Source organism: Nostoc sp. (assembly GCF_036917655.1).
GTDB lineage: Bacteria > Cyanobacteriota > Cyanobacteriia > Cyanobacteriales > Nostocaceae > Nostoc.
The window spans coordinates 17,080-32,495 of sequence record NZ_JBALCY010000034.1 but is presented as its reverse complement, the minus strand read 5'-3'; the positions used below and the strand labels follow the sequence as shown (position 1 = coordinate 32,495).

Annotated in this window: 12 protein-coding genes; 3 read left to right on the top strand and 9 right to left on the bottom strand. The window is 43.0% G+C overall.

Annotation, left to right across the window (positions count from 1 at the left end; all coding sequences use genetic code 11):
• Positions 1–37: 37 nt before the first annotated feature.
• Positions 38–361, bottom strand: a complete 324-nt coding sequence (locus V7K30_RS14675) for a hypothetical protein (protein ID WP_335000316.1) — start codon at positions 359–361, stop codon at positions 38–40.
• A 259-nt stretch (positions 362–620) separates the two neighbouring features.
• Here V7K30_RS14675 and V7K30_RS14670 point away from each other — a divergent pair, with 259 nt between their 5' ends.
• A complete protein-coding gene (locus V7K30_RS14670) occupies positions 621–863 on the top strand; it encodes a DUF4351 domain-containing protein (protein WP_335000314.1) in 243 nt (80 codons plus the stop codon).
• A 117-nt stretch (positions 864–980) separates the two neighbouring features.
• Here V7K30_RS14670 and V7K30_RS14665 read toward each other — a convergent pair whose 3' ends face one another.
• From V7K30_RS14665 to V7K30_RS14650, 4 genes are all read right to left on the bottom strand, one after another.
• The gene (locus V7K30_RS14665) at positions 981–2,198 is read right to left on the bottom strand and encodes a M20 family metallopeptidase (RefSeq protein ID WP_335000312.1); all 1,218 of its coding nucleotides are present in this window, start codon (positions 2,196–2,198) and stop codon (positions 981–983) included.
• A gap of 98 nt (positions 2,199–2,296) precedes the next feature.
• On the bottom strand, positions 2,297–3,202 hold the full coding sequence (locus V7K30_RS14660; protein WP_335000310.1) for an undecaprenyl-diphosphate phosphatase: 906 nt from the start codon (positions 3,200–3,202) through the stop codon (positions 2,297–2,299).
• Positions 3,203–3,651: 449 nt separating this feature from the next.
• Positions 3,652–4,332 (bottom strand): dethiobiotin synthase, encoded by a 681-nt coding sequence (gene bioD, locus V7K30_RS14655; RefSeq protein ID WP_335000308.1) that lies wholly within the window; start codon positions 4,330–4,332, stop codon positions 3,652–3,654.
• Positions 4,332–6,077, bottom strand: coding sequence for a protein kinase domain-containing protein (locus tag V7K30_RS14650; protein WP_335000306.1), 1,746 nt, complete (start codon positions 6,075–6,077; stop codon positions 4,332–4,334). Before V7K30_RS14650 ends, bioD begins: the two co-directional genes overlap by 1 nt.
• Before the next feature lie 761 nt (positions 6,078–6,838).
• On the opposite strand from V7K30_RS14650, the gene V7K30_RS14645 reads away from it, so the two are divergent.
• Together V7K30_RS14645 and V7K30_RS14640 are read left to right on the top strand one after the other, a co-directional pair.
• On the top strand, positions 6,839–7,855 hold the full coding sequence (locus V7K30_RS14645; RefSeq protein WP_335000304.1) for a ribose-phosphate pyrophosphokinase: 1,017 nt from the start codon (positions 6,839–6,841) through the stop codon (positions 7,853–7,855).
• A 299-nt stretch (positions 7,856–8,154) separates the two neighbouring features.
• The gene (locus V7K30_RS14640; protein ID WP_335000302.1) at positions 8,155–8,490 is read left to right on the top strand and encodes a hypothetical protein; all 336 of its coding nucleotides are present in this window, start codon (positions 8,155–8,157) and stop codon (positions 8,488–8,490) included.
• On the opposite strand, the gene V7K30_RS14635 is transcribed toward V7K30_RS14640, so the two are convergent.
• The 4 genes from V7K30_RS14635 to rsmI form a co-directional block, all read right to left on the bottom strand.
• Positions 8,464–12,108, bottom strand: a complete 3,645-nt coding sequence (locus V7K30_RS14635) for a response regulator (RefSeq protein ID WP_335000300.1) — start codon at positions 12,106–12,108, stop codon at positions 8,464–8,466. The genes V7K30_RS14640 and V7K30_RS14635 overlap by 27 nt on opposite strands.
• Positions 12,109–12,733: 625 nt before the next feature.
• On the bottom strand, positions 12,734–13,666 hold the full coding sequence (locus tag V7K30_RS14630) for a hypothetical protein (RefSeq protein ID WP_335000298.1): 933 nt from the start codon (positions 13,664–13,666) through the stop codon (positions 12,734–12,736).
• Positions 13,667–13,724: 58 nt separating this feature from the next.
• Positions 13,725–14,003, bottom strand: a complete 279-nt coding sequence (locus tag V7K30_RS14625) for a GlsB/YeaQ/YmgE family stress response membrane protein (protein WP_334692088.1) — start codon at positions 14,001–14,003, stop codon at positions 13,725–13,727.
• Between the two features lie 481 nt (positions 14,004–14,484).
• Positions 14,485–15,345: a 16S rRNA (cytidine(1402)-2'-O)-methyltransferase gene (gene rsmI, locus V7K30_RS14620; protein WP_335000296.1), complete on the bottom strand. Its 861-nt coding sequence runs from the start codon at positions 15,343–15,345 to the stop codon at positions 14,485–14,487.
• Positions 15,346–15,416 lie beyond the last annotated feature (71 nt).

Genomic DNA, 15,416 nt, shown 5'->3' with positions numbered 1-15,416 from the left:
TACTTGATGCGTAAGTCCTATATACGACCAGCTACGCCTACGCAATAGTTAGATCAGCAGTCGCATTTGCTGCTTTTGCCAGTGCAATAGTTAAATTGGCAGTCGCATTTGCTGCTTTTGCGATCGCATTTGTTAGATCAGCAGTCGCATTTGTTGCTTTTGCGATCGCATTTGTTAGAACGGTAGTCGCATTTGTTGCTATTGCGATCGCAATAGTTAAAACGGTAGTCACATTTGCTGCTTTTGCGATCGCAATAGTTAGAACGGTAGTCGCATTTGCTGCTTTTGCGATCGCAATAGTTAGATCGGCAGTGGCGTTTGCTGCTTTTGCGATCGCATTTGTTAGATCGGCAGCTGCCACAAAACCTCAATCTTCCTCTCTGTACCTCTGCGTGAACTTTCCTAATTCACCAACGCCAACCACCATAACTCACAAAAAATGTGTCAAAATCAACATTAGCCATCAATAAATTTGGGTATATGTTCTGGCAAAACGGACAGCTAATATACAACGGCAAATACAAAATAGAAAAAGGCAGAATATCGCAGCTTACACAGAAATATTAGCAGGTTTGCGATTTGAAAAGGATTTTATTCGTCAGTTATTGAGCGAGGATCTTATGCAGGAGTCAGTGATTTATCAGGATATTTTGCAGAAGGGCGAACAACAGGGAGAACAAAAAGAAGCGGTTATATTCTGTATATCTTTACTCAATGAACGTTTTGGTGAAATAGATTCCTCAATTATTGAGAGAGTTCAAGTTTTAAACAAGGAAAAGCTAGAAGCATTAGGAAGGGCACTTTTGAGAATTTCATCTCTAGCTGATTTATTTATTTGGTTAGATGGGCACAAAAGTAATTAATTTCAGATGTCGATCAACTATAAAGCTGGAGGTAAAAACTCCGGCTTTTTATATAGTTATTTATCATAAAAAGTCAAATAAATTTAACTTAATTAAAAACATCTAATTTCCATCGACTTAACTACAAAACTTCTCTACGCATCTCACAAATATTTCCACACCCATTCCCAACGCTGTCTCATCAAAATCAAACCGGGGATGATGATGAGGATACGCCAAATCTTTCTCTGGATTAGCAGAACCTATAAAGAAATAGCAACCAGGAACCTCTTGCAAGAAAAATGACATATCTTCAGCAGCCATAGTTTGACATTCTGGCACAATACCCAACGGGGTTTCTACTACTTCTTCTGCTACAGTTCGCACCAATTCTGCCATCTTAATATCATTAATTACTGGTGGATAAAGTGACCAGTATTCTAAGTCATAACTCGCACCCTGACTCTGACAAATTCCTGCAATAATCTGCTCGACACGCTGGTTGAAAAAGCCTTTCAAACTAGGATTAAAATACCTGACAGTGGCACTCATTCTCGCTGTATCAGCAATCACATTCCGCTTGGTTCCAGCATGAAGTTCGCCTACTGTCACCACTGCTGAATCAATGGGATTAACATTCCGAGCGACAATGGTTTGCAAAGCATTCACAATTTGAGCAGCAACTACAACAGAGTCAACAGTTTGATGGGGTAGTGCGCCGTGTCCACCTTTGCCCAAAATTGTGCAGTTAAAGCACTCCACAGCCGCCATCAACGCCCCAGCCCGCACACCCACTGTTCCCAAGGGCAAATTATTCCACAAGTGCAAACCAATAATCGCGTCAACATCAGGATTTTTCAGGACTCCAGCTTCAATCATCGGCTTTGCGCCTCCTGGTGATTCTTCTGCTGGCTGAAAAATAATTTTCACGGTACCGGCGAAGTCTTGGCGATGCTGCTGGAGATGGTAAGCTGTACCTAAAGCGATCGCTGTATGTCCATCATGTCCACAAGCGTGCATCACTCCATCATGCTGCGATTTATACGGTACTTCATTGAGTTCTTGGATTGGCAAAGCATCCATATCCGCCCGAATCGCCAAAACTTTCTCTGCACCTAATTTGTTACCCTTGATGGTGGCAACAATCCCAGTGTGAGCAATACCAGTCTGATGCTCAATTCCCCATTCTTGCAGCTTTTGTGATACAAACTCAGCAGTCAGTTTTTCTTGAAAACCCAACTCTGGTTGTTGATGCAGTCGCCGTCGCCACTCTACTAATTGCGGTTGCAATGAGCGGATTGCCAGTCGGATGCGAGATAGGTCAACAGAAGAGGAATTGGGAAAGGTAGAAACCATTATGAAGACAAACTAGTTTAAGTGCAGCTAACTTAGTTTATCGTAGGTAATGGCGAAGAATCAGCATCAGAATTTTCTTAATCAGCTACCAGTTAAAATCAATTCTGCAACCAACCAGCCATGACAGCAACTATTAAAAATACACCCATTGCAAAACGGTAGAAAACAAAAATCCAGGTACTGCGTTTTTCCAGGTAACGGAGGAGTACCCAAATTGCTACAAAAGCGGAAATGCTGGCGGAGATTAAGCCTACCAACAAAGTCAACCAACCAGCCGTACTCAGTCCTGCTTTCGTCAGAGCATGGAGTTCTACAGCACCTGCCAAAATCACGGCTGGTAAGCCCAACAAAAAAGAAAATCGCGCCGATGTCTCCCGTTCCATGCCCAAAAATAACCCAGCAGTCAGAGTGGAACCAGAGCGAGAAACGCCAGGGATTAGGGCAAAAGCTTGAGCAACCCCTACCCAAATGCCATCCCAGAGGGTGAGGTTGTCGAAAGTGCGATCGCGTCCTCCGCGTTTTTCTGCGATCGCCAACAATCCTGACATAATAATTGAAGCCGCACCAATAACTACTAACCCTCGTATTGGTGAGTTGCAGGCGTTAAGAATTGGTTTGAGTAGCACACCAGCCACAGCAATGGGCAAGGTTCCTAGCAATAAGCCTAACATCAGTTGCAAAGAACTAGATTGATAGTCTTGTCCGCTAATTGCTCTAACTGTCTCTCCTGTTAATTTTTTTAAGTCTTGCCAAAAATAGACTAGAACAGCAGTCAAGCTAGCTAACTGCATTGCTGCGGAAAAAGCAGACCCCGGATCTTTCAGTCTCAGTAGAGTTGGCACTATCCGCAAATGAGCAGTACTGCTAATTGGTAGTAGTTCTGTAATTCCCTGAACGATGCCTAAAATAATCACGTCAATCCAGCTAAGGTTAGCAAAGTCTAAATTCACTTCACTACCGTTGCTACAGACTGCACTCGCCACCAGAAAAGAAAGCATCATCATATCAGGCGTAAATAATTTACTTTTAATAAAGTACCGACAAAGTAACTTATATCAGTGACGTTTCTGTGACTAAGACATGGCACTTGGATGACATTTAATAATACAAAAATGTATTGTGTGTTCGCGCAGCGTGTCGTCAGGTAAGGAATACCATTTGATAATTCTAAAAACGCAGGACTTACGCAAAACGTTTTAAACTACTCATGTTTCGCACAGATGAAAGCTGTTAATGAAGTGGTGTTTTAGTCCCAAAGATGAAATAAGGCAGGTAAATCCTGCCTTGTGTGTCACTAAAGTTAGGTTAATTTCATTCTTCCTCACCATTGCACATCTTATTGACAAAGCTATTACCGAGTTATGTCAGAACTGTGACTGCACCAGTTGTAAAAAGTGATTGGACGTTCGCTACTTTTTCCCCAATGCCCAATGCCCCATGCCCCATGCCCAATTCAAAATGTCAGTGTTTCCCAATCTAAATCTGATGCTACTTGAGCAAGTTTATCTAAATCAGTCAGGTTATCTAAATAGGGCAAGCAGCCTAAAACTGGTGTGTTAGTGAGTGATTGAATCAATTGGTATGGTGTCCAGTCGGCTATTTCTGCATCCGTTCGAGGTTGTACGCAGTTCAGAACAATGCCTTTGAGATTGATGCGCGATTGTCTAGCTAATGCTACATTTGCCACTGCTTGAGCGATCGCACCCAATCTAACTGGCACTACCAATACTGTTGGTAAACGCCATTCTCCCGCTAAATCGGCTACCGTTAATTCCTCAGTTACTGGCGAACCTAACCCTCCCAAGGCTTCTACAAGCACAAAATCACGATGCGATCGCAACTTAGACAAAGCTTGCCAAACAAGAGCTAAATCTACTCGGCGATTTTCCCGTGCTGCTGCTATGGGAGGAGCAAGAGGTGCTTCAAAGTACAAAGGTGTAATTTCTTCAGCAGATTGTTCTAGGGCAAATAGCTTTTGATACCACTCGCGATCGCCAATCCCCGCTTGAATCGGTTTCATGATTCCCCAGCTACGTTGCGGGTAATATTTTTGCCAATAGGCTGCTAATGCTGTTGTTAAAACAGTTTTACCAGCTTCGGTATCAGTTCCAGTAATCAGTAGTGTGTTTAACATTAATTTCTTTGGCCAGAAAATGGTTGTGTTCCATCAGCCGGCGGAAAAGTTGGCGTTTCACCAGTTGTCGGAGTTGGGGTGGGTGTCTGTGTCGGAATTGGGAAGGGTGTCTGTGTCGGAAATGGGAGGGGTGTTTCTGTGGGAATTGGGATAGGTGTCTCTGTGGGAATGGGGATAGGTGTCTCTGTGGGAATTGGGATAGGTGTCTCTGTGGGAATGGGGATAGGTATTTCTGTAGGTGTTGATTTAACTGGTTTTTCTAATGCAACATTGAGGTTGTAATTGCTTTCGGCAACTCCTGAAAGCAGTGTTAATTCAATAGTATATCTACCAGTAACCAGCAATGTACCTTCATAGGATGTTACTTGCTGGGTATTCTGATCAATTGGTTGTTGATTGGGACTGAAGACTGTTAGCAAAACGCTGCTTCCTGGGTCAATAAATGCAGTTAACTTGTCACCTTCCTGCCCAAAAAAAGTGTACCGGATTATTTGATTTGTTTTGAGAGTATCTTTAACCGTGCCTGTGTTATTAGATGCTCCCAGATTCAGCCGCCGACTAGATACAACAGGTTGATCGTTGGTGGGTGTGGGTGTGGATGTGAATGTAGCACCACCAGAAATCACTGGTGAAGGGAAATTTTGTGGAAGCGTCTCGCTTGGTGATGGTTTTGACTGACTGCGGATGGAACTGACCAGGGACCAAGAACTGAATCCCGCAATGATCACTACAGCAGTGCCAATTGCTGCGATCGCTAAAGGATTATCCAAGACTGAGCTAGTGGGACTTGGTGGAATCACCGGAGCGGGTTGTTTCTTGGGCGAAGCTGGTGGTGGTATTAGGTCAGGACGGCGACCAACAGCCATTGTTTGCAAGTTCGATACATTAGGGGTAGGAACACTAGGTTGAGCCAGAGATTGCAGTGCTTGGGATACATTAGCAGCACTTTGGTAGCGATCGCTCGGTAGATGATTCAACATTCGATTCAAAACCTGGGCAAATCGCGGATTCACTCTTACCCACCGCTGCCAATTCCAAGTTAGTTGGTTTTCGTCAAATAGATCCCTTGGTTCTTTACCAGTCAGCAAAACAATTGCACTCACCGCTAATGCATACAAGTCACTACTAGGATAAGCTCCCCCTGTTTGCATTTGTTCACTAGGAGAATAGCCTAATTTTCCCACAGTGGGTTCTGGCATTGCCCTCTCTGGCGATCGTAAACGCGTCGCCAGTTCTTTTACCACCCCAAAGTCAATTAACACAGGTTTAGCGTCACTATCTCGCAAAATAATATTTTCTGGCGAGATATCCCGGTGAATAATCCCTCGACTGTGAATATGCTCTAAAACAGGCAACAACAACTCTATCAGCTGCAATACTTCAGCCTCTGTGAAGGTTTGACCCACAGCTATCCGTTCAGCCAGCAGAGTTCGGTACGTTTGACCTGCAACGTAGTCCTCCACCAAAAATAAGCGTTGGTCTTGCTCAAATCTTTCCCGGAATTTAGGCACTTGTGGGTGTTCGATTTGATATAAAATGGCAGCTTCTCGGTGAAAAAGCTCTTGGGCTTTCTTCCAAGCCAAAGCCTCCGTTGCTGTTGAAATCAATTCCTTGATCGCGCAAAGTTCGTTAAAGCGCCTCTGGTCTTCTGCCAGATAGGTTCTACCAAATCCTCCTTGTCCGAGAATTTGAATTATGCGGTAACGGTTTTGCAAGACAGTGCCAACTGTAATGGGTGGTTGCATGATCGATTGATTGAGTGTAGTAGCAACTGAGGAGGAAGTCACCCACAAAGATTAAGTCCAAGAGGCGACACAGTTACATGCAGCGATATTTTACCTTACCTAATGGGTATACCCCCAGTTAGGAGTATACGCAAAGTTACGCTTCAAGGGTCTTATGCAACTTTCTTAACTGTCCACAGCAATATTGGCTGTCTGGGGCACGGCACATCAACAAAGAGGCAGCGAGCCGAGGAACTACCTTGACCGCTTGGAACTGCTGTCAGCCCTGCGCCAGAACCCACACAAGAGAGTTTGTTAACTACCAATGTAATCTGGAAATTTATTGTGTTAATTAAAACTAAAAATTAAGTCTGCCAGTTTATTTATTTCCCCTAGTATCATAGAATATAATCAGATACCCGTTACACACTTAGCCGCAAGTGTTCTCCTATCTAAGAACAAAGTTCAATATCACTTAAGTTGTAAATGCTCAACTGTCAGTTATAAATGAGGTAGTTAAAACAAGCAATCTATCACACCAATCTTTGAGAGATTGGGGTTATTTACCTCAACCCAAAAAACTTGAACTATAGACCTAGTGAACTGACTTGATGTCCGTTCAGCTATCAATAGGTTGTTTACCAAGAAAATTAGACAGTTAGCGAATGATAATTTTATGGGAAAATGTTTAAATTTTGTATGGAAGCTTCAACAAAACTCACAGATGTTTTTTTAGGCGATTTCTCGGTTAAATCTATTAAATCTCCAATGATAATATTGCTATGAATGCACATAGAGGATCTGCTGTGCTCAGTTCTGCAACTTTCAAAGTGCAACCATCTGCAACAGGACTGACCGATAATCATCGCCTGCGGCTGTTTTCTGGCTCTGCCAATATACAACTGTCTCAAGAAGTCGCTCGTTATCTGGGTCTTGACTTGGGGCCAATGATTCGCAAAAGATTTGCGGATGGAGAACTTTACGTTCAAATCCAAGAATCGATTCGGGGTTGTGATGTCTATTTAATCCAGCCATGTTGTCAACCCGTGAACGATCACTTGATGGAATTAATGATTATGGTTGACGCCTGTCGTCGAGCTTCGGCGCGACAAGTGACGGCAGTAATTCCCTACTATGGCTATGCCCGTGCCGATCGCAAAACAGCAGGAAGAGAGTCAATCACCGCCAAGCTGGTTGCTAACTTGATCACCGAAGCAGGGGCCAACCGCGTTCTAGCAATGGATTTGCACTCGGCTCAAATTCAAGGCTATTTCGATATACCCTTTGACCATGTTTACGGTTCGCCAGTATTGCTGGATTATCTAGCAAGCAAACAACTGCCAGACGTTGTGGTTGTTTCCCCCGATGTTGGTGGTGTAGCACGAGCTAGGGCATTTGCGAAAAAACTGAATGATGCTCCACTGGCAATTATTGACAAACGTCGTCAGGCACATAATGTTGCCGAAGTGTTAAATGTCATCGGCGATGTTAAAGGCAAAACGGCAGTGTTGGTGGATGACATGATCGACACAGGGGGCACGATCGCTGAAGGGGCGCGATTACTGCGTGAAGAAGGAGCGCGTCAGGTATATGCCTGTGCAACTCATGCGGTGTTCTCTCCACCAGCGATGGAGCGGTTGTCCAGCGGCTTGTTTGAGGAAGTGATTGTTACAAATACGATTCCCATACCAGAAAACAACCGCTTTCCCCAACTAGTGGTGCTGTCAGTAGCTAATCTTTTAGGAGAAACTATCTGGCGGATTCATGAAGATACTTCAGTCAGTAGTATGTTCCGCTAGACTGTCATTCGTGTTACAGGAATAAATTACCCACGCTGTCCTTTTGCTCCGGTACAGTGTGGGCTTTTAGTTATATAACTAAGTTTATTCTCAAGATTATTAAGAAATAATTTCAACTGTGTGGCTTTCCTCGTTCTCATAGCAATACGGTTCGGTTAAGATCCCCCCGCCTGCGGCGACCCCCTTAAAAAGGGGGTAAAAGAGGTTTAGAAGCCCCCCTTTTTAAGGGGGGTTGGGGGGATCTTCGAGGAATAAATACGTTAACCGAACCGTATTGGTTCTCATAGGAAGTTAAAAATATGAAAGCTAAAAAAGTTAAAATTAAGACTAGACCGGGGATCACTGATAAGCTTATTCATGATTATCTTACGCACTTCGCTTTAATAGAAAATTATTATATTTGGGGTACACCTAAATTAAACAGTGGGATAATATATTATTTATCATATGACAATTGTCTTGTGATGTTTTTAGTTGAAGATGATCAACTTAATGGAATATACATAAGGTATTTTGAAAAAATGGGAGTTCCTGTTTTTGAGGATTCTTTAGAATGTAATGAGTATGGAAAAGCCCTCTTGGAAAAGGCTAATAAAAAAGATGACTTCTTAACGATACAGCCAAACCCGGAGTAGTGAAAGCAGTTGCTCAGTATCTACAGGTTTGGTAATGTAGTCAGAAGCCCCAGCTTCAATGCACTTTTCGCGATCGCCTGGCATGGCTTTAGCAGTTAAAGCAATGATTGGTAGTGAGCGAAACTGTTGTTGCTGGCGGATGGCGCGGGTGGTTTCGTAACCATCCATTTCCGGCATCATGATATCCATCAAAACTATATTAATGTCAGGATTAGCTTGCAGCGTCTCGATGCCATCTCTGCCATTTTCGGCAAACAGCACTTGCATTTGATAGCTTTCTAAAAAGCTGGTAAGGGCAAAAATATTTCGCAGGTCATCATCTACAATCAAAATTTTCCGATTAGCCAGCACCGGGTCAGTTTGATGTAATTGCTCTAAGATTTGACGCTTTGGTGGGGGCAAATTTGCTTGCACCCGATGCAAAAACAGGGCAGTTTCGTCTAACAACCGCTCTGGCGATCGCACATTTTTAATGATAATTGTCTCTGCTAGTCCCCGCAATTGGGTTTCTTCTTGTCGGCTGAGTTCTTTGCCGGTGTAAACAATGATCGGCAGTTTTAAAAGCTTGGGTTCAAGCTTTATCTGCTCAATTAGTGCAAATCCGCTCATATCCGGCAGACCGAGATCCAGTACCATACAATCAAAGTGATGCGATCGCAAAATCGAGAGGGCTTCTGCCCCCGTACCCACTGCTGTACTCTGGACATCACTATTACCAATCAGTTCGATAATACTTTGGGCTTGTACAGGGTCATCTTCGACGATCAGGAGATTTTTTACCTGCCGCTCAATAAAGCCTTTAATCTCAGTCAATACCTGAGTTAGGGCTTCTGGAGAAACGGGTTTTTGGAGATAGGTAATCGCTCCTAGCTGTAGTCCCCGTTGCTGTCTTTCATCAACAGAAAGTATATGTACTGGTATATGTCTAGTATCTGGCTTATGCTTCAGACGATCTAGCACCGTCCAACCATCCATCTCTGGCATATGGATATCGAGCATAATCGCATTGGGTTTAAACTGTTGCGCTAGTGCTAGACCTTGTTTGCTCTGTAAAGCAACAATGGTTTTAAAGCCCTGCTCACGGGCCATATCTAGTAAGATGCGGGCAAATTTATCGTCATCCTCGATAATCAGCAAAATGCGATCGCCCGGTTGAATTATTTCCCGGTCGTCTGGGATATCGTTGGGGAAGGTGGGAAGCACTTTCGCTGATGGAGAGATGTCCACAGTTGTGGGTCTGTTTTCCACCATTGGCACTTCTTTTATGATCGATGCTGTGTGGATAGAGGTGGTTGGCTCAAGGGATCGTGTGGTGAGAAAATTTTTATCCTTCCCTTCCAGTCCCTTGGGCAAGTAGAGGGTGAAGGTGCTTCCCTGTCCTTGTTGGCTGACTAGTTCAATTCTCCCTCCCAACAGTTGAGCCAGTTCGCGGCTGATGGATAAGCCCAAGCCAGTTCCCCCGTACTTGCGGCTGGTTGTGCCATCTGCCTGCTGAAATGCCTCGAAAATAATCTTCTGCTTCTCGGCTGGAATACCTATGCCCGTGTCGCTAACTGCAAAAGCAATCATCGGATTATCAACTTCGACTGCCTCAGCTGCCATACTAATTTGTAACTTCACACCTCCTGTTTGAGTAAATTTAAAGGCGTTAGCTAGGAGATTTTTCAGTACTTGTTGCAGGCGTTTGGAGTCGTTAGAAATTGTCTGGGGTAACTTATCATCCAATTCAATAGTAAAATTGAGTTCTTTATTGTGGGCAACTTGCCGGAAAGTCTGCTCTAGAGATGTCCCCAAATCTGCAAAAGCAATTTGCTCAATATCGAGCGACATAGTACCCGACTCAATTTTTGCCAAATCTAGAATGTCATTGATTAACTCCAGCAAATCAGTCCCAGCCGAGTAGATAGTCCGGCTGTACTCTACCTGTTTATCGGTCAAGTTGCTAAGAGAGTTATCTGCTAGCAGCCTTGCTAAAATTAACAGGCTATTTAGCGGTGTCCGTAACTCGTGGGACATATTCGCAAGAAATTCTGACTTATATTTGGAAGACAAGGCCAGTTGTTCAGCTTTTTCTTCCAAAGACTGCCTCGCCCGCTCAACTTCCTGGTTCTTGCGGGCAACTTCCCGATTTTGAACTTCTAACAATTCTGCCTTTTCTTCTAGCTCCTCATTTAGTTGTTGTAATTCTTCGTTAGACTGCTTGACAATAAATTGTGATTCCTCCAACTCCTGCGCCTGTTCTTGCAGGCGTTGATTGCTCTGCTGTAGTTCTTCTTGCTGGGTTTGCAGTTCCTCTGTTAAAGTAACAGACTCTTCAAGTAGTTGCTGAGTTTGCACTTGTGAGGCGATGTTATTTAAAAATACACCCAGATTTTCACTCAATTGCTCTAAAAATGTCAGGTGCAATTCGTTAAAAGACCCAAAAGAGGCAAGTTCAATTACGGCATTCACCTGCGTCTCAAATTGTATGGGCAAGACAATAATATTTAGTGGGGGAGCTTCTCCCAAGCCGGAACTGATGCGGATATAGTCACTAGGAACTTCCGTGAGGAGGATTCTTTGTTTTTCTAAGGCAGATTGTCCCACCAATCCTTCGCCCAAGCGAAACTGGTTTGCCAGATTTTTCCGCTCTTTATAAGCATAACTACTCAACAACTTCAGTACAGGCTCATCGTCTATTGAGTCCATCGCATAAAAAACGCCTTGGGATGCTCCAACCAGTGGTGCTAGATTTGACAAGATCAGGCGAGATGCACTTTCCAGATTTCGATGCCCTTGGAGCATCTGGGTAAATTCAGCCAAATTAGACTTTAGCCAATTTTGCTCGTCATTTTTTTGAGTTGTGTTTCGCAGATTAACGATCATCTGGTTGAAGGTGCGCGTCAACACACCAATTTCATCCTGGCGATCGCTATCTGGTAAACTCACCGATAAATCCCCATCCGCCATTTTTTCTGCTAAATCAGAAACTCGCTTCAGTGGGACTGAAATATGTCTGGTGAGGACGAATCCGACTAAAGCTAAGAGCAAAGAAAATAAAGGAATACTATAGACAATACTGGCGAGCGTTTTTTGAGCAGCAGCTTGTGCCTTGTCAGAGCGCTGTTCCAGAAGTTTATTCTCCTCAGTTTTCATCGTCTGGATAACTTTGCGGATCTCAGCCATCAGTTGCTTGCCTCGATCTGTCAGAACAACCTTCTGGGCAGCTTCAAAACCTTGGTTCTGACGCAAGTCAATGGTTTCTTTAAGTTCAGCCAGCTTTTGATCGATTAGTGACTGTAAAACATCAAGCCGACTCTGTTGGTTGGGGTTATCTGCTGTTAACCTCTGAAGTTCGTTAACTTTTTGATTCAGTACTTGAATGGCAGCGTTATAAGGTTCTAAATAGCGCTGTTCTCCAGTAAGAATGTAACCACGTTGCCCAGTTTCAGCATTTGTCACTTGCAAGTTGAGGTCTTCAAGCTGACTTAACACCTGGTAAGTATGGCTTTCTTGGCGCGAAGTTTCAATTAGCTCATTGGTGCTTTGGTAGGAGATTAGACCAATAGTTGTCAGAGTTGCCAAACTCAAGGCAAAACTAATTCCAATTTTGGTTCCAATCTTCAAACGTTTCAACATTCTTCCAGGCAATTCTTCCAATTATTTATATTCTTGCTGCTATTCAGATTATATTTTAGCTATATAAATTTATAATATTTAGTTCCTCTGCCTAATCTTTTACATCCTAAATAATATTACTTTCTTTCTAATTAATATATATATTTAACTTTTCTGTTACCGAATATATAAAATGATATTATTTTCTTAGTTTTTATTGGATATAACATCAATGCCATTGTACATCACTAAGTTCTCCCAAACAGGATTCTGGTGGAGACTTAAGGCTTTAAAAGGCAACTTATATTCATATAATTATGTCGTTTCTAGGACAAATAATCTGCTTTGCCTAGAGAATTGCGGTAATATGCACAATCCCGCTATAGTGTCAAACCTCTTGAGATTAACTTTGACGTTTAACTCAAAGTAAAGATTGGTACTAATAATCCAATCCAGTTCAGTTAATAATATTTGACTTTGGAAGATCCAACATCAGGTGCTTCTCCTGTTCAAAGATGCTGCGCCTAGCTTCTGCGTTCTCAAAGTATCCCGTAGGGAAGAAGTACAAGTCGGGAAACGCGAACCAGTCGCTCATGGGGGAAGCTTTTTTAAGGAGGATGGGGGAGGAGCAAGTCTTAACCCAAGCCTATTGACTAATAACCTGGCGCTCACTTATAGTCGGATTAAGTACGAATTGGCTATAGATCCGAAAATGTTGAATCTTGTTACTCTCTAAAATAGCTTTTGCACCCGCCATGTAGATATCAGTACTATTTAGGACTAATAGATAATTGCCAAGGTTAACTTGATGTTCATAATCTCTGGCTAGCTCGTCAGGAATTCCCAAATTAGTGTAGTTATCTTTGGAACTACTGATATCTATCCCAGTCAGACTATTCAGCGTGTTTGTATCCTTAGCAATCACCGAGACTTGACTCATAGGAAAGCCAGCGTTTCCCAGTTCAGTAATTGCTCTTTCTGTGTCTTGGCGCGTATAAAAAACACCAACTGCATTTTTATAGCGACTATTTGGGGTTAAGTATGGCTCATAAAGATCCCACTGTTGAATATCACGGCGATTAAAAATCCTCTTAGCAACACGAATCTCTATATCTATACCAGTTACTATCACCAAATAGTAACCTTTGCAAACTAGATCGCTGTAACCCTGTGCTTGCTCTTTAGGAATTCCTAAACTTAGCAACACACCACGCAAACCACCCGTCGCTACATTGATCGCACCACCTGCTAAAGTGGTAGCGATCGCTGTTACTTCTGCTCCGGCTAGGATGACTCGGCCTATACCAGGAATTATCCAGAGGACTAAACCGACTAATAAGCCAGTAAGACCGCCTAAGTCACCACCAGTAACGGTTCCAGCAGCATCTTCGGAGGATGTATTGCTAGTGCGCTCTTTAACTTCAACACCAGCAATATCACTTTGTTCTTCTGCATTCCGTGCAATTACAGAAACTTTCTGCATTGGAAAATTAGAAGTTTTTAGTTCCTGAAGTGCCAATTGTGCATCTGAACATTTAGCGAAAACTCCTATAGTTCTTCGCTCTTTTTCTAATGTCATTTTATGGGTTTATTGCAGCTATAAGTGATTCCCAAGAGTGTTAGCTAATATCAGGTAATTACACAGCTCGACGAGTCAGTAAACCCCAAAGGAAAATCAGTAGCATAGCACCAAGAACAGCAAATAAAATGCTTCCAAGGGAAAAAGCTCCTACAGATGCGGCGGCTGCCGAACTACTTCCTAGTAAAGTTTGACCTAAATAACCCCCGACTACGGCTCCAAGGATTCCTAATACGATGGTGGAGAGAATACCGCCACCTTGGGTTCCTGGATAAAATAACTTAGCTAACGCACCTGCAATTAAACCCAAAACCAGCCAAGCAATAATGTTACCCATCGAATTTCTCCTTCCTTGAGAATCTGCTTTGTTTGCTTTTGACTATTTCATATTAAAGTTTGCCTTCAAAATTTCTGATCTATCTAGAGAACTAATATCAAAAATCTTTAGACATCATTTGAATATTCACCAGATCGTCTTTGAGGATGAATATATAAAGTAACAATAATGTATTTGGTATGGCAATCATACTTTTTTTACTTGAACTATATAACCCAAGTTGCGGGTGATGCAATTATGGGTGCTTTGTAACCGTTGATTCAGGCGATCCCTGCGGTTTTTACTAGCCTACGCGCATGAAAATTTAACTTGAAGTTACGGTTGCGCGATTCCTAAGAGTCAACCCAAGATAGGAGTGGAAACTCGACTTGAGGATTATGCTTGTCCTAAAATATCAAGGAGAAAACTCTGTTTATGCAATTATTGATAGAGGTAAAATAGAGATTTGAATTTGAGATTCTCCGAAAGCGGTATTAGCTGTTCAAGATTCAGGACTCAGGACTATAGAAAGAGCTAGTTGATAGAGTTGGCGACGAGGAAGGAAAGTGGCTTTTGCTAACTGACGGCTAGCTTGCGATCGCGATATTCCCTGACTAATTAACTGCTTCAATTCGGCTTTCAATTCCTCTTCTGTCAGTTGAAGCCGACTGGCTGGAATTCCTGCCACTACTAATGTATATTCACCTTGGGGTTCTCGTTGGCTGTAGTGAGCGATCGCTTCGGCAATTGTTCCCCGCCAAAATTCCTCATACAATTTTGTTAACTCTCGCCCTAGCACAATTTGGCGATCGCTTCCCCAAACCTCTGCTAAGTCTTGCAAAGTATCTCGCAATCGGTGGGGCGATTCATAGAAAATCAATGTGCGAGATTCTGTTTGCAGATATTCTAAATGTTCTTGTCTCTGTTGACTTTTAGCTGGGAGAAAACCTTCAAAGACAAACCGATCCGTTGGTAGTCCAGCTGCACTCAATGCGGTAATTACTGCACTAGCGCCAGGAATGGGAACTACTGAAATTCCCGCCTCAATACAGGCTTTCACCAATTCATATCCAGGATCGGAAATACCTGGCATCCCAGCATCACTCACAAGGGCGATCGCTTTATTGTTAACTAAATGCTCTAATAATTCTGGGATGCGGCTGGTACGATTATGTTCGTGGTAACTCACCTGGGGTGTTTTAACTTGAAAATGTTGTAGCAGTTTCCCTGTGTGACGAGTGTCTTCCGCAGCAATCATATCCACAGTTTGCAAAATTCGCACCGCCCGAAAGGTCATATCTTCCAGGTTGCCAATTGGTGTGCCGACAACGTAAAGTGTTCCTGGTTTTGGATCGGTTTGCATGAGTTAGGAGAGACGCGATGAATCGCGTCTGTACAAGAGTCTGTAGAGACGCGATTCATCGCGTCTGTTAA

What these genes read in the sequence shown, in the direction of transcription:
- V7K30_RS14670 (WP_335000314.1), top strand. Translation starts at nt 621, where the DNA reads ATGCAGGAGTCAGTGATTTATCAGGATATTTTGCAGAAGGGCGAACAA.
- V7K30_RS14665 (WP_335000312.1), bottom strand. Translation starts at nt 2,198, where the DNA reads ATGGTTTCTACCTTTCCCAATTCCTCTTCTGTTGACCTATCTCGCATC.
- V7K30_RS14660 (WP_335000310.1), bottom strand. Translation starts at nt 3,202, where the DNA reads ATGATGATGCTTTCTTTTCTGGTGGCGAGTGCAGTCTGTAGCAACGGT.
- bioD (WP_335000308.1), bottom strand. Translation starts at nt 4,332, where the DNA reads ATGTTAAACACACTACTGATTACTGGAACTGATACCGAAGCTGGTAAA.
- V7K30_RS14650 (WP_335000306.1), bottom strand. Translation starts at nt 6,077, where the DNA reads ATGCAACCACCCATTACAGTTGGCACTGTCTTGCAAAACCGTTACCGC.
- V7K30_RS14645 (WP_335000304.1), top strand. Translation starts at nt 6,839, where the DNA reads ATGAATGCACATAGAGGATCTGCTGTGCTCAGTTCTGCAACTTTCAAA.
- V7K30_RS14640 (WP_335000302.1), top strand. Translation starts at nt 8,155, where the DNA reads ATGAAAGCTAAAAAAGTTAAAATTAAGACTAGACCGGGGATCACTGAT.
- V7K30_RS14635 (WP_335000300.1), bottom strand. Translation starts at nt 12,108, where the DNA reads ATGTTGAAACGTTTGAAGATTGGAACCAAAATTGGAATTAGTTTTGCC.
- V7K30_RS14630 (WP_335000298.1), bottom strand. Translation starts at nt 13,666, where the DNA reads ATGACATTAGAAAAAGAGCGAAGAACTATAGGAGTTTTCGCTAAATGT.
- V7K30_RS14625 (WP_334692088.1), bottom strand. Translation starts at nt 14,003, where the DNA reads ATGGGTAACATTATTGCTTGGCTGGTTTTGGGTTTAATTGCAGGTGCG.
- rsmI (WP_335000296.1), bottom strand. Translation starts at nt 15,345, where the DNA reads ATGCAAACCGATCCAAAACCAGGAACACTTTACGTTGTCGGCACACCA.